Origin of the sequence: Microbacterium sp. PAMC22086 (genome assembly GCF_019443525.1) — a bacterium.
In the GTDB taxonomy this organism is placed as follows: domain Bacteria; phylum Actinomycetota; class Actinomycetes; order Actinomycetales; family Microbacteriaceae; genus Microbacterium; species Microbacterium maritypicum.
Window position 1 is genome coordinate 1,347,887 of record NZ_CP080380.1, and the last position, 13,876, is coordinate 1,361,762.

The 13,876-nt window shown below is 68.7% G+C and carries 14 protein-coding genes; 12 read left to right on the plus strand and 2 right to left on the minus strand.

All coding sequences use genetic code 11. The features are described from left to right. Positions 1 to 31 precede the first annotated feature (31 nt). The 4 genes from rpsM to rplQ all read left to right on the plus strand — a co-directional run bounded on the left by rpsM (position 32) and on the right by rplQ (position 2,551). The gene (gene rpsM / locus KY497_RS06805; protein ID WP_017201568.1) at positions 32 to 406 is read left to right on the plus strand and encodes a 30S ribosomal protein S13; all 375 of its coding nucleotides are present in this window, start codon (positions 32 to 34) and stop codon (positions 404 to 406) included. Between the two features lie 31 nt (positions 407 to 437). Next, positions 438 to 836: a 30S ribosomal protein S11 gene (gene rpsK / locus KY497_RS06810; protein ID WP_017829189.1), complete on the plus strand. Its 399-nt coding sequence runs from the start codon at positions 438 to 440 to the stop codon at positions 834 to 836. A 134-nt stretch (positions 837 to 970) separates the two neighbouring features. After that, the gene (locus KY497_RS06815; RefSeq protein WP_021201111.1) at positions 971 to 1,960 is read left to right on the plus strand and encodes a DNA-directed RNA polymerase subunit alpha; all 990 of its coding nucleotides are present in this window, start codon (positions 971 to 973) and stop codon (positions 1,958 to 1,960) included. Between the two features lie 33 nt (positions 1,961 to 1,993). Further along, positions 1,994 to 2,551, plus strand: coding sequence for a 50S ribosomal protein L17 (gene rplQ, locus KY497_RS06820; protein WP_031207971.1), 558 nt, complete (start codon positions 1,994 to 1,996; stop codon positions 2,549 to 2,551). Positions 2,552 to 2,622: 71 nt separating this feature from the next. Here the strand turns inward: rplQ and KY497_RS06825 are convergent, their stop codons facing one another. Both KY497_RS06825 and KY497_RS06830 read right to left on the minus strand, forming a co-directional pair. After that, on the minus strand, positions 2,623 to 4,197 hold the full coding sequence (locus KY497_RS06825) for an AMP-binding protein (protein ID WP_219870140.1): 1,575 nt from the start codon (positions 4,195 to 4,197) through the stop codon (positions 2,623 to 2,625). A 92-nt stretch (positions 4,198 to 4,289) separates the two neighbouring features. Continuing rightward, complete coding sequence (locus KY497_RS06830; RefSeq protein ID WP_219870141.1) at positions 4,290 to 5,510, minus strand: PAS domain-containing protein; 1,221 nt, start codon at positions 5,508 to 5,510, stop codon at positions 4,290 to 4,292. 162 nt (positions 5,511 to 5,672) lie between these two features. Between KY497_RS06830 and KY497_RS06835 the strand changes: the two genes are divergently transcribed. From KY497_RS06835 to KY497_RS06870, 8 genes are all read left to right on the plus strand, one after another. Continuing rightward, positions 5,673 to 6,710: a tripartite tricarboxylate transporter substrate binding protein gene (locus KY497_RS06835; protein WP_219870142.1), complete on the plus strand. Its 1,038-nt coding sequence runs from the start codon at positions 5,673 to 5,675 to the stop codon at positions 6,708 to 6,710. A gap of 1 nt (position 6,711) precedes the next feature. After that, the gene (locus KY497_RS06840; protein ID WP_258185943.1) at positions 6,712 to 7,281 is read left to right on the plus strand and encodes a tripartite tricarboxylate transporter TctB family protein; all 570 of its coding nucleotides are present in this window, start codon (positions 6,712 to 6,714) and stop codon (positions 7,279 to 7,281) included. Next, positions 7,281 to 8,828 carry a tripartite tricarboxylate transporter permease gene (locus KY497_RS06845; protein ID WP_141385769.1) on the plus strand — a complete coding sequence of 516 codons (1,548 nt, stop codon included), beginning with the start codon at positions 7,281 to 7,283 and terminating at the stop codon, positions 8,826 to 8,828. Before KY497_RS06840 ends, KY497_RS06845 begins: the two co-directional genes overlap by 1 nt. A 51-nt stretch (positions 8,829 to 8,879) precedes the next feature. Further along, positions 8,880 to 9,677 (plus strand): sulfite exporter TauE/SafE family protein, encoded by a 798-nt coding sequence (locus KY497_RS06850; protein ID WP_055865556.1) that lies wholly within the window; start codon positions 8,880 to 8,882, stop codon positions 9,675 to 9,677. A gap of 70 nt (positions 9,678 to 9,747) precedes the next feature. Then, on the plus strand, positions 9,748 to 10,035 hold the full coding sequence (locus tag KY497_RS06855; RefSeq protein ID WP_219870143.1) for a hypothetical protein: 288 nt from the start codon (positions 9,748 to 9,750) through the stop codon (positions 10,033 to 10,035). Beyond that, positions 10,028 to 11,590 (plus strand): cell wall metabolism sensor histidine kinase WalK, encoded by a 1,563-nt coding sequence (locus KY497_RS06860; RefSeq protein WP_218026593.1) that lies wholly within the window; start codon positions 10,028 to 10,030, stop codon positions 11,588 to 11,590. The genes KY497_RS06855 and KY497_RS06860 overlap by 8 nt, the downstream gene beginning before the upstream one ends. Before the next feature lies 1 nt (position 11,591). Next, positions 11,592 to 12,251 (plus strand): response regulator transcription factor, encoded by a 660-nt coding sequence (locus KY497_RS06865; protein WP_219870144.1) that lies wholly within the window; start codon positions 11,592 to 11,594, stop codon positions 12,249 to 12,251. Beyond that, positions 12,248 to 13,828, plus strand: coding sequence for an SLC13 family permease (locus tag KY497_RS06870; protein ID WP_219870145.1), 1,581 nt, complete (start codon positions 12,248 to 12,250; stop codon positions 13,826 to 13,828). Before KY497_RS06865 ends, KY497_RS06870 begins: the two co-directional genes overlap by 4 nt. Positions 13,829 to 13,876: the final 48 nt, after the last annotated feature.

Genomic DNA, 13,876 nt, shown 5'->3' on the forward strand with positions numbered 1-13,876 from the left:
TCCACACCTCCACAACACCCAGGAGAACCGCATGGCACGTCTTGCCGGCGTTGACATCCCGCGCGACAAGCGCGTGGTGATCGCCCTTACCTACATCTACGGCGTCGGCCGTACCCGCTCGGTCGAGATCCTCAAGGCGACGGACATCGACGAGAGCATCCGCGTGAAGGACCTCAGCGACGACCAGCTGATCGCCCTCCGCGACCACATCGAAGGCAACTACAAGGTGGAGGGTGACCTGCGCCGCGAGGTTGCAGCAGACATCCGCCGCAAGGTCGAGATCGGCTCCTACGAGGGCATCCGCCACCGTCGTGGTCTCCCGGTCCGTGGTCAGCGCACCAAGACCAACGCCCGTACCCGCAAGGGCCCGAAGCGCACCGTCGCAGGCAAGAAGAAGGCCCGCTAAGCGCGGCCCCAGGGACTAGGAGAACACTTTCATGGCTGCACCCAAGGCCGCCGCGCGCAAGCCGCGCCGCAAGGAAAAGAAGAACATCGCGCTGGGCCAGGCCCACATCAAGTCGACGTTCAACAACACGATCGTCTCGATCACCGACCCGTCCGGCGCCGTCATCGCCTGGGCATCGTCGGGTGGCGTGGGCTTCAAGGGCTCCCGCAAGTCGACCCCGTACGCCGCAGGCATGGCCGCCGAGTCGGCTGCCCGCCAGGCTGCGGAGCACGGCGTCAAGAAGGTCGACGTCCTCGTGAAGGGTCCGGGCTCCGGCCGCGAGACCGCGATCCGCTCGCTGCAGGCCGCCGGCCTCGAGGTGGGTTCGATCCAGGACGTCACCCCGCAGGCGCACAACGGCTGCCGTCCGCCGAAGCGTCGCCGCGTCTGATTCGCGTGTCGAGCCGCTCGGTCCCTTCGTGGTCTGAGCGGCTCGACGCCCGCGTGCGGGCATCGACTTCCACAACTCAAAACCTCACCCCACCACATGTCATATAGCGGGCATGTGATCGAAAGGAACACAGAGTGCTTATTGCACAGCGTCCCACACTGACCGAGGAAAAGATCGTCGAGAACCGTAGCCGGTTCATCATCGAGCCTCTGGAGCCCGGCTTCGGTTACACGATCGGCAACGCGCTGCGTCGCAGCCTGCTGTCGTCGATCCCCGGTGCTGCTGTCACCAGCGTTCGCATCGACGGCGTGCTGCACGAGTTCAGCACCATCCCCGGCGTGAAGGAGGATGTCACTGAGATCATCCTCAACATCAAGCAGCTCGTCGTCTCGTCGGAGCGCGATGAGCCCATCACCGCGTACCTGCGCAAGACCGGTGCGGGCGAAGTCACCGCCGCTGACATCTCGGCTCCGGCCGGTGTCGAGGTGCAGAACCCCGAGCTCGTCATCGCGACGCTGAACGACACCGCGAAGTTCGAGCTCGAGCTCACCATCGAGCGTGGCCGTGGCTACGTCTCGGCGACGCAGAACCGCAACGAGTACGCCGAGGCCGGTCAGATCCCGATCGACTCGATCTACTCGCCGGTCCTCAAGGTCAGCTACCGCGTCGACGCGACCCGTGCCGGGGAGCGCACCGACTTCGACAAGCTCGTCCTCGACGTCGAGACCAAGTCGGCCATCAGCCCCCGCGACGCCGTCGCTTCGGCTGCGAAGACGCTCACCGAGCTGTTCGGTCTCGCCCGCGAGCTGAACGTCGAGGCCGAGGGCATCGAGATCGGCCCGGCGCCGGTGGAGGCAGTGAACTCCAGCGAGCTGTCGATGCCGATCGAGGACCTCGACCTGTCGGTCCGCTCGTACAACTGCCTGAAGCGTGAGGGCATCAACACCGTTTCCGAGCTCGTCGCCCTGTCGGAGACGCAGCTCATGAACATCCGCAATTTCGGCCAGAAGTCGGTCGACGAGGTGCGCGACAAGCTCATCTCGCTCGGTCTGTCGCTCAAGGATTCGGTGCCCGGTTTCGACGGCGCCCACTTCTACGGCGGCAGCGAAGACGAGTCCTTCTGATACCCGACCTTTCTGACCAGGAGTTAGACGATTATGCCCAAGCCCACTAAGGGTCCCCGCCTCGGAGGCGGCCCCGCACACGAGCGCCTGATGCTTGCCAACCTCGCGGCGGCGCTCTACACCCACAAGTCGATCAAGACGACCGAGACCAAGGCCAAGCGCCTTCGTCCGCTCGCCGAGCGTCTGATCACCTTCGCCAAGCGTGGCGACCTGCACGCGCGTCGTCGGGTGCTGTCGGTCATCGGTGACAAGGAAGTCGTGCACGTCCTGTTCTCCGAGATCGCGCCGCTCGTCGCTGACCGTGAGGGCGGCTACACCCGCATCACGAAGGTCGGCAACCGCAAGGGCGACAACGCGCCGATGGCCGTGATCGAGCTCGTTCTCGAGCCCGTCACCCCGAAGGCGAAGTCGACCAAGAAGGCTGCTGCTCCGAAGGCCGAGAAGGCCGAGAAGCCGGCTGAGGTCGTCGAGGAGGCTCCCGCCGAGGAGGCTCCCGCCGACGAGACCGTCGAGGCCGGCGCCGAGTCGCAGGCCGAGGGCGAAGCAGCCGAGGCTGCCGCCGAGGACGCTGTCGAGAAGAAGTCCGAGTAAGCACTTCGCTCACGAAGAAGCCCGCCACCCCGAAAGGGATGGCGGGCTTCTTCGTTTATCCGGTGACGTCGTCAGCGAGTACGCAGATCCTTGCGCAGGATCTTCCCCGAGCTCGACTTGGGGATCACATCGATGAACTCCACCTGGCGTACCTTCTCGTGCGGCGCGACATGCGAGGCGACGTGGGCCATGACCGCCTCGGCATCGAGTTCGGCTTCCGGCTGGCGTACGACGAAGGCCTTGGGCACCTCCTGGCCGTCCTCATCGAGTGCGCCGATCACGGCGGCATCCGCGATGGAGGGATGCTCGAGCAGCACGGCTTCCAGCACGGCCGGAGCCACCTGGTAGCCCTTGTACTTGATGAGCTCCTTGAGCCGGTCGACGATACGGTAGATGCCCTCATCGGTGACGGTGGCGACATCACCGGTGTGCAGCCAGCCGTCGGCATCGAGCATCTCTGCCGTGGCGTCCGGGCGGTTGAGGTAGCCGACCATGACCTGCGGTCCCCGCACCCACAGTTCACCGGGCTCGCTCGCGCCCTCTGCCGGCACTGTGACGTCTTCGCCCGAATCGGGATCGACGAGCCGTGCTTCGGTGTTCGGGACGAGCGGCCCGATGGTCGAGCGGTCGATGTCGGTGCGCGCCTCGGAGATGAGGTTGACCGCGGGGCTGGTCTCGGTCATGCCGTACCCCTGGGTCACGATGCACCCCAAGCGGTTGGCCACCGCCGAGGCCAGGGCGCCGTCGAGAGGCGCGGCGCCGGAGAAGATCACCTTCACGGCGGAGAGGTCGTACTGGTCGACGATCGGATGCTTCGCGAGCGCGACGGCGATCGGGGGAGCGACGAACACCCAGGTGGTGCGGTGCTCGGCGATGATGCGCAGGAACTCGGGGAGGTCGAACTTCGGCATCGTGACGAGCCCGGCCCGTTGACGCAGCGCGAAGTTCAGCAGCACCGTCATGCCGTAGATGTGGAAGAAGGGCAGGACGGCGAGCACCCGGTCACTGGCATCGACGCCGAGGACCGGACGGCACTGCGACACGTTGGCCACCAGGTTGCGGTGCGTGAGCATCACGCCCTTGGGGCGTCCGGTCGTTCCCGAGGAATAGGGGAGGACGGCCAGATGCGTCGACGGGTCGAACGACACGTCCGGTGCCTGGCGCCCCTCACCGAGAAGCGCCGGGAGGGAGGGGTGGCCTTCGGCACCGTCGAGCACGATGACGTGGTCGGCGTCGAATCCGAGCTTCTCGGCGGCGGCCTGCGCACCGGGAAGCAAGGGCGACACGGTCACGAGCCAGGTCGCGCCCGCATCGGTGAGCTGGTTCGCGATCTCGTCTGCCGTGTAGAGCGAGTTGATGGTGGTGGCCGTGGCGCCCGCGCGAAGGATGCCGTGGAACACGGTGGCGAACGCGGGGACGTTCGGGCAGAGCACACCGACCGTGGTGCCCACTCCGACACCGCGCGCCGCGAGGGCACCAGCGAACAGATCGATCTGCCCGACGAGCTGCCGGTAGGTGGTGGTCGCCCCGCTCGTCCCGTCGACGAGGGCTACGGTGTCGAGCTCGGCTTCGGAGAGGTCGCCGAACAGGAAGTCGTGGATGGAGACCTCGGGGATCTCCACATCGGGATAGGTACTGCGAACCATGCGATCTCCTTCGATCCGGGCAGGCTGACGTCGATGTCGAATGCGATCCAGTGTCGCACAGAATGGCACTGCGTCCCAGGGCTGTGTGCAGGTCAGACGGCGTCGCTGGCGCGGTATCGGGTGCTCGGGCGACCCTTGGTCGCGTAGTCGAGCGCGCGCGTCGCCCTTCCCGATGCGGCGAGGTGCTCGAGGTAGCGCCTGGCACTGACCCGGGAGATGTCCAGGTCCTCACCGATCTCGGTGGCCGAGGCGTCGGGGCGTGCGACGAGCGCCGCAGAGACACGGTCGAGCGTCTCGGCGCTGAGCCCCTTGGGGAGTCCGAGGCGCTGCCGGAAGGCGATGATCGCGTCAGCTGCCTCGACTCGTCGCACCACATCATGCAGCTCGGTGTGATCGCGCAGCAGGAGGGTGGCCCCGATTCCTCCGCGGTCGGCCTCGCTCCCGGTGCTGCGAGCCACGAGTACGTGCGATCCCACGATCACCGGCCGACCGGCGGACTCGCCCTCCCGCAGCACGGTCGAAAGCTCCGTGCCCAGCGCTTCGGCGGCGAGCTCGCCGTCGAGGTCGGCGGCGTCCCTGTCCAGGAAACGGGCGGCGGCATCGTTCACGAGCGTGATCCGTCCGGCGTCGTCCACCGTGATCACACCTTCGCTGAGGCCGTGCAGCGTGGTCTCCTGGTTCTTCACCAGGGCGGCGATCTGATGCGGCTCGAGTCGGTAGATGCGCCGCCGGATGATCGAGGTCACCCATGCGGATCCGAACACCCCGAGCACGGCCGCGGCCAGCATCGTCGAGATCAGCCACACCAGGTTCGCCGAGAACTCCTCGTTGAGCTCGGACTCCAGGATGCCGACGGATGCGGTGCCGATCACGGCGCCCTCGTCGTCGCGGATGGGTACCTTGACCCGCCAGGAGGTGCCGAGCGTGCCGGTCTGCGTGCCGACGTAGACCTCGCCCGAGAGCGGGATCGACGGGTCGGTGGAGACCTTCTCGCCGATGCGCGCCGGATTCGGGTGCGAGTAGCGGATGCCGTCGTCGTTGGCCACGACCACATAGGCGAGGTCGGACGCCTCGCGGATGACCTCGGCGATGGGCTGGATCGCGACGGAGGGCTCGGCGTCGTCGAAGGCCGCATGCACGGTGGGAAGCGCTGCGATCGACTGGGCCACGGCCTGCATCCGGTCCTTGTAGGCGTCACGGAGGGCGTGCTCCTGGAACGCGCCGGCCACGATGCCGGTCGCAAGGGTCACCAGGAACACGATCAGCGCCTGCAGCACGAGCAGCTGCATGCGGAGCGTCATCTTCGAGGCCACCTGCTCATTGTCGCCCCTCGCCGCGTGCGGTGCGAGCGAGGGAGAGCGATGCTCGCGACCAATAGTTCCGAAACTCCGACCAATGGTTTCCGAAGCCGCACCGCGGGTGTCCCACGCTCCAGGGTGGAGCGACAGCATCACAACGCTCAAGGAGGAGCGCACATGAAGAACGCACGCATCGCACCCCCCGCCCGCATCGGAACGTGGGCCGCAATGGCCGCGGTCGCAGCCCTCGCCCTCACCTCGTGCGCCGCAGGCAGCGCCGCGACCGACGACGGCGGAGGGGAATCCGAAGCGGCCACGATCACCGACGTCTCGATCGTCGTCCCGGCCGACCCCGGCGGGGGATGGGACCAGACCGGACGAGCGCTGTCGCAGGTGCTCACCCAGGACGACCTCGTCGCCTCCGCCCCGGTGACCAACGTGGGCGGCGCCGGTGGCACGGTCGGCCTCGCTCAGCTCGCCAACGAGAAGGACCCGAACACCCTCATGGTGATGGGTCTGGTCATGGTCGGAGCAGTCGAGACCAACGCCTCGGCGGTGCGGATCGAGGACACCACCCCGATCGCCCGCCTGACGGACGAGCCGCTCGTCGTCGTCGTGCCGGCGGACTCGAAGTACGACACCCTCGAAGACCTCGTGGAGGACATCGTCGACAACGGTCAGTCGGTCACCGTCACGGGCGGGTCCGCGGGAGGAGCCGACCACATCCTCGCCGGGCTCATGCTCGAGGAGGCAGGGCTGGACGGTGCGGAGATCGCCGAGAAGCTGAACTACACCCCGAACTCCGGCGGCGGTGAGGCGGTTCCGCTGCTCATCGGCGGGAAGGTCTCCGCGGGCATCTCGGGTGTGGGCGAGTTCGCCCAGCACATCGAGAGCGGCGCGCTGAAGGCGCTGGCGGTGTCGAGCGAGGAGCCGGTGTCGCAGCTCCCCGACGTCCCGACCATCACGGAGGAAGGCTACGACGTCGTCCTGACGAACTGGCGCGGGGTGATCGCCCCCGGTGGGATCTCGGACGGAGAGAAGGACGAGCTGGTCCGTGTGATCACCGAGCTCCACGAGTCGGAGGCATGGACCGCGCAGCTCGAGACCAAGGGATGGACCGACGCGTTCCTGGTCGGTGTGGACTTCGACGAGTTCCTCACCGGGAACATCGAAGAGGTCACCGCGACGCTGAAGAACATCGGCCTGGTGCAGTGACATGACGGTCCCCGCATCGTCGGGGACCGGGGAGCAGGGGGTGCGGGTCGACCACGGCGGTCGACCCGCACGCCGCACTTCCTCCGTCCCCATCGGCGAACTCGTGTTCGCCGGAATCATGGTTGCGCTCGGCGTCTTCGCCGTCGTCGGCATCTTCCTGATCCACGTCCCCGTCGGCATGAAAGCCGGCCCGACGGTCTTCCCGATCTTCGTCTCCGTCATCCTGCTCGCCTCCGCGGTCGCGGTCCTGATCGGCGCGCTGCGCGGCGAACGCGGCGGTGCGGAGGAGGCGGAGGACATCGATGAGAGCCTGCCGACCGACTGGGTCACCCTCGCCAAGCTGGCGGGTCTCGTCGTCGCCCACCTGCTCCTGATCGAGCCGCTGGGGTGGGCGCCCGCGGCCGCCCTGCTGTTCGGCGGGGTCGCGTGGTCGCTCGCCGCCAAGCGCTGGTGGATGGCCTTCCTCATCGGGATCGCGGTCGCGCTCGTGATCCAGGTCGTGTTCGGCGGTCTGCTCGGCCTGTCGCTGCCCTGGGGTCCCGCTCTCGGCTGGCTCGGAAGGATGTTCTGATGGACAGTTGGACCCTGCTTCTGGAGGGTTTCGCGACCGCGCTGCAGCCGCAGTACCTCGCGTTCGCCTTCCTCGGCGTCTTCGTCGGCACCGCGGTGGGAGTGCTCCCGGGCATCGGCCCCGCCATGACGGTGGCGCTGCTGCTTCCCCTCACCTACACGCTCGATCCCGCCGCCGCGCTGATCACCTTCGCGGGCATCTACTACGGGGGCATGTACGGCGGCTCGACGACGAGCATCCTCCTGAACACGCCGGGGGAGTCGGCCTCGATAGTCACGGCGATCGAGGGCAACAAGATGGCCAGGATGGGGCGCGGTGCCGCTGCGCTCGCCACCGCGGCCATCGGGTCCTTCATCGCCGGCACCCTGGCGACGCTGGGGCTGACGCTGCTGGCTCCGCTGCTCGCGCAGTTCGCGGTGAACCTGGGACCGGCAGACTACGTCGCCCTCATCGTGATCGCGTTCATCACGGTCGGCGCGCTGATCGGCAGCTCGATCTCGCGCGGGATGCTCTCGCTCGGCGTCGGGTTGTTCCTCGGTCTCGTCGGCACCGACTGGCTCTCCGGACAGCAGCGCTACACGCTGGGGCTTCCCGCGTTGTCCGACGGCGTCGACATCGTCCTGGTAGCTGTCGGGCTGTTCGCGGTCGGGGAGACGTTCTACATCGCCGCCCGGTTGCGGCACGGCGGCGTCGACGTGATCCCCGTGACACGCGGGTGGCGCTCCTGGATGACCAAGGCCGATTGGCGGAGGTCATGGAAGCCCTGGCTGCGGGGCACGGCGATCGGCTTCCCCATCGGCACGATCCCGGCGGGCGGCGCCGACGTGGCCACATTCTTGTCCTATGCGACCGAGCGCAAGCTGTCGAAGCATCGCGACGAGTTCGGACGTGGCGCGATCGAGGGCGTCGCCGGTCCGGAGTCGGCCAACAACGCCGCCGCCGCCGGCGTGCTGGTGCCTCTGCTCACGCTCGGCCTGCCGACGACGGCGACCGCGGCGATCATCCTCACGGCGTTCCAGTCGTACGGCATCCAGCCGGGGCCGCTGCTGTTCGAGAGCCAGTCGAACCTGGTGTGGGCGCTCATCGCGAGCCTCTACATCGGCAACGTGATCCTGATCGTGCTCAACCTGCCGCTCGTGGGCATGTGGGTGAAGCTGCTGCAGATCCCGCGGCCGTACCTCTACGCGGGCATCCTGCTGTTCGCGGTCTTCGGCGCGTATGCGCTGCACAGTTCGCCGTCTGACATCGTGATCCTGCTGATCGTCGGCATCCTCGGGTACTTCATGCGCAGGTACGGATACCCGGTGGCACCGCTCGTGGTCGGGATGATCCTGGGGCCGATGGCCGAGGAGCAGCTGCGCAAGGCGCTGCAGCTGAGCCAGGGGGATCTGAGCACGCTGGTCATGCAGCCGTTCGCCGCGATCGCCTACGGCGTGCTCGCGCTGCTGATCGTCGGCGGACTGTGGCTGCGGCGTCGCCAGCGTCGGTACGAGCAGGCGCTGACCGCATCGATCGCGCTGCCGATGAAGGCGGACTCCGAGGTCTGAGTTCGAGACGGCGGGTACGAGAGGGGAGGCGGCCGCGAGTAGGCTGATCCGGTGAATGACGTACAGGCCCCCGCACGTGGGCCTCGTGCCTACGCGGCGTTCATCGGTATCGGCCTACTCGCCGGCCTCCTCTCCGGCCTCTTCGGCGTGGGCGGTGGCACGGTCATCGTCCCGCTGCTCGTGCTCCTGCTGCACTTCGATCAGCGCCTCGCGGCCGGGACCTCGCTCGCGGCGATCGTGCCCACGGCGAGCGTCGGCGTCATCTCCTACGCCACGACCGGTTCGGTGGCCTGGGTGCCCGCGATCATCCTCGCGGCGGGTGCCGTGGTGGGCGCGCAGATCGGCACACGGCTGCTGCCGCGCATCTCGCAGACGGCGTTGCGGTGGGGTTTCGTCGGCTTCCTGGTCGTCGTGATCGTCAGCCTCTTCCTGGTGATCCCCTCACGCGACGCCGCGTTCGAACTCTCCTGGCTGACCGGCATCGCCCTCGTCGGCGTGGGAATCGGCACCGGAATCCTCGCGGGGCTGATCGGCGTTGGCGGTGGAGTGATCGTCGTACCTGTGCTGATGCTGGCCTTCGGCACGAGCGACCTGGTCGCCAAGGGCACCTCGCTGCTGATGATGATCCCCACCGCCATCTCCGGCACCGTGGGCAACCTCCGCAACCGCAACGTCGACCTGCTCGCGGCGCTGATCATCGGCATCTCGGCCTGCACGACGACCGCGCTCGGGGCGTGGCTGGCCACGATCGTCGACCCGACGCTGGGCAACATGCTCTTCGCGGCATATCTGGTCGTGATCGCGGTGCAGATGGCGATCAAGGCGATCAGAGGCCGCAAGCGCGGCTGAGCCCGCGTGGATGAAAGGATCTTCATCCACGACTCATCTCCGCATCATGATCGACGGGCATCATGGGGTCATGCCCACTCCACGACGCCTTCTCCTCACCGGCGCGCTGATCGCTATCCCGGTCGCCTTCGCGGTCGGGAGCGTCGTGCTGGCGCAGATACCGCCGTCGCCGCAGATCCCCACCGAACCCGTGTCGGTGCAGCTGGCGACCCCGGCGCCGAGTGCGGAACCCGCGCCCGTGCCGGCTCCCGTCGTTCCGGATCCGGATCCGGCACCGGCGCCGCCGCCTGCGCAGGCCCCTGCGCCCGCCCCACCCGCCGAGGACGACGATGACGATGACGGCGGCGACGATGACTGACGCACCCACCCTGCCCCTCGACCTGGGTGAGACCACCGCTTCGACGCGTCCTGATATGCACTCGGCACCAGAGGAATCTGTGCCCACCGGTGCTCCACTGCGCACGCTGCGCCGCCGCACCCTGCCTGCCCGCTGGCGGATCACCCTGTGGATCATCCTCAGCACCGCCGTCACACTCTTGGCCGTCGGGATGATCGGCCGCAGCATCTTCCTCGCAGGGGTGGAGCAGTCGGCCAACGCCGAGATCGAGCAGGAGGCCGCCGAGTTCTCCCGATTCGCGGAAGACGCCGCGGCCAGTGGCCACGCCACGGCCGAGGAGCTGGTCGGCGAGTACGTCGCCCGACAGTCGGTGCACGAGAACGAGGTCGTCATCGCCACCGTCGACGGGGTGGTGATCGCGGTCGCGAACGGCCAGGGGGTGGCGACGGATCCCTCCACTGTCTCGGACGTGCCGGGAGGGGCGGCGCTCATGACCCGGCTGCTCGGTGAGACCGCAGCATCCGGCGCGCTGGAGTCGTCCGACGCAGGGCCCCTGCGTTGGGGCAGGCTGGAGTTCACCACGGGTGACCGCGACGGCGCCGTCATGATCGTGCAGTACACGCAGGAGGCACGGGCGCAGGTCGATGCCGGGTTCGTCACGATCGCGTGGGTGGCCCTGCTCGGCATCCTGCTCAGCTCCGGCGTCGCCTGGCTCGTGGCCGGTCAGATCCTCGCACCCGTGCGCGAGGTGTACCGGGTCGCGCGCGACATCGGTGAGCACGACCTCACCGCGCGCGTGCCGGTCGCGGGCACCGACGACATCGCCGCCGTGGCCACGACCTTCAATCAGATGCTCGACCGGCTCGAGGCCGTGCACGCCACACAGCAGCGATTCGTGGACGATGCGGGGCACGAGCTGCGCACCCCGATCACGATCGTGCGCGGGCAGCTGGAACTGCTCAGCCAAGAGCCCGAGGAGCGCGCGGCGACCCTGCGCCTCGTGAGCGACGAGCTCGACCGGATGAGCCGCATCGTCACGGACCTGCTCGTGCTCGCGCGGGCCGAGCAGCCCGACTTCGTGCGGGTCGCCAACTGCGACATCGCCGCATTGACCCTCGACATCGAGGCCAAGGCGCAGAACCTCGGCGATCGCCGCTGGCAGCTCATGGAGGTGGCCGAGGGGACGGCGGCGCTCGATCCCCAACGGGTCACCCAGGCCGTGCTCCAGCTCGCCGCGAACGCGGTGCAGGTGACCGAGGCGGGGGACCGCATCCTCATCGGCTCGTGTTTCGACGGCGATGGGACACAGCGACGGTTACGGCTGTGGGTGCGGGACTGCGGACCCGGGGTCGCAGCGGCCGATGCCGAGCGCATCTTCGAGCGCTTCGCCCGCGGCGACAGCTCCGGCGCGCGTCGAGGGTCGGGGCTCGGGCTTGCGATCGTGCGGGCCATCACCGACGGACACGGCGGTTCGGCCTGGGTCGACAGCGTGCTCGGAGACGGGGCCACGTTCGGTATCGACCTCCCGGCCCCCGTGCGTGCGCGGCATGATGCCGCGGCAGAGAGGAGCGAGTGAGATGCGCCGCATCCTCATCGCCGAAGACGACCCGCACATCACCTCGTTCGTGCGCCGGGGGCTGCAGGCGGCCGGGTACGAGACGGCAGAGGCAGCCGACGGCCACACCGCACTCCTGATGGCTCGCAGCGGCACGTTCGACCTCGTGCTGCTCGACATCGGGCTCGGCGGCATGGACGGCTTCGACGTGCTGGCCAACCTGCGTGGCGAGGGCGTCGCGACACCGGTCATCATCCTCACCGCCCGCGACTCGGTCATCGACACCGTGCGGGGTCTGGAGGGCGGAGCGAACGACTACGTCACGAAGCCGTTCCAGTTCGCCGAGCTCATCGCGCGTGTGCGGCTGCGGATCGGCGACGGCGAGGGCCGTGCGTCCGGTCCGGTGCTCACCCACGGCGATGTGCGGGTCGATGTGCGAGCGCGCACGGTCACGGTCGACGGCGACATGCGCGAACTCACCTCGCGGGAGTTCTCACTGCTCGAGGTGTTCCTGCAGAACGCGGGTCAGGTGCTGTCGCGCGACCAGTTGATCGGGCATGTCTGGGGAATGGACTTCGATCCGGCCTCCAACGTGGTCGACGTCTACGTGCGGGCGTTACGCGGCAAGATCGGCGTCGACCGTATCGAGACCGTGCGCGGGGCGGGATACCGATTCCGATGAGCCCTCGCACCGACACCACGAACCCGGCTGCCGAGACGACGACGGTCGTGCGCACGCGCTTCGCGACGATGCCGCCCGAGCGACAGCGGCTGCCGGTCGCACGCCGATCCGTGCGCCCTCGACCCGGACGCGCGCGCATCCTCCGCCTGGTCGCGCTCGGACTCGTGCTGGTCGCCGGGGCCGGGATGGTCCTGGCCTCGGTGACTCGGTCATCAGGAGACAGCGCGCCGACCCTGCCGATCGCGGTGACGCTCACGGTCTTCCTCCTCGCCGTGTGGGCGTGGACGTCGACGCGCCTCGATGACACGCTCGTCGCCTTCCTCGCCGCGATCGCCCTCATCGTCACCGGCGTGCTGCCGGCGAGCGACTTCTTCTCCTCTCTCGGCGACGAGACCATCTGGCTGCTCATCGGGGCGTTCGTGATCGCCTCGGCCGTGTCGTCCTCGGGGCTCGCCCTGCGCGGCGCCTCGCACCTGCTGCGATTCGCGCGGGGGCCGCGGAGCCTGTTCCACCTCACGACGGTCGCGCTCACGCTCACCGCCTTCGCCGTGCCCGCGACGTCCGGGCGTGCGGCGCTCGCCGTCCCCGTGTACACGGCGGTCTCGGCCGTGCTTCCCGGACGCGAGCGGGTGATCCGCGCCCTCGCCCTCCTGATGCCGACCGTGGTGCTGCTCTCGGCCGTCGGCTCCTTGCTCGGCGCGGGAGCGCACATCGTCACCGATCAGCTCCTGCGGGCGGCGGGCGAGGAGGGCTTCACGTTCCTGAGCTGGCTCTGGCTCGGGTTGCCCCTCGCCGTGGTCTCCTCGCACCTGGCCTGCGAGATCATCCTCTGGCGTTTCACCCGCCGCGAGGACCGCACGATACCCCTTCGCATGAGCGCCGCGGAGATCGGCCGCTCCGCATCGACCGCGGTGACCGGACCGCTCAGCTCTCCGGAGCGACGGGCCGCCGTGCTGCTGGGCGGGGTGATCCTCTTCTGGGCCACCGAGCCGCTGCACCATCTGTCACCGGCCCTGGTCGCTCTCCTCGGAGCGGTCGCCGCCGTGACGCCGGGGATCGGCTGCCTGACCTTCCCTGCCGCGATCAAGCGGGTGCCGTGGTCGCTGCTGCTGTTCCTCGCCGCGACTCTCGCGCTGGCATCCGCGCTCACCACCACCGGGGCCGCGGCCTGGCTGAGCTCGTCGGCGCTCGCTCCGTTGCGTGGACTCGGCGCTGCAGGAGCCGTCGCATTCGTGCTCGTGGTCATCGCGATCTCGACCGCTGCGCACCTGTTGATCCCGTCGCGGTCCGCGCGCTCCGCCGCGATCATCCCCGTCGCGATCGCGCTCGCTCCTGCCCTCGGCGTCTCCCCGATGGCTGCGGCCTTCGCTTCGACCGCCGCGGCCGGCTTCTGCCACACGCTCCCCAGCTCGGCGAAGCCGATCGCGATGTTCGCCGACCCCGACATCGTCAGCGGCGGCTTCACACCGCAGGACCTGCGTCGGCTCTCCGTTCTGCTGGCACCGGCCATGTTCGTACTCGTGACGGTCTTCGCCCTGTGGGTCTGGCCCCTGATGGGGTTGCCGCTGCTGCTCTGATCGGCGGGCACCCGCCCCGCCCTGTTCTCAACCGTTCCGCGTGCGCCG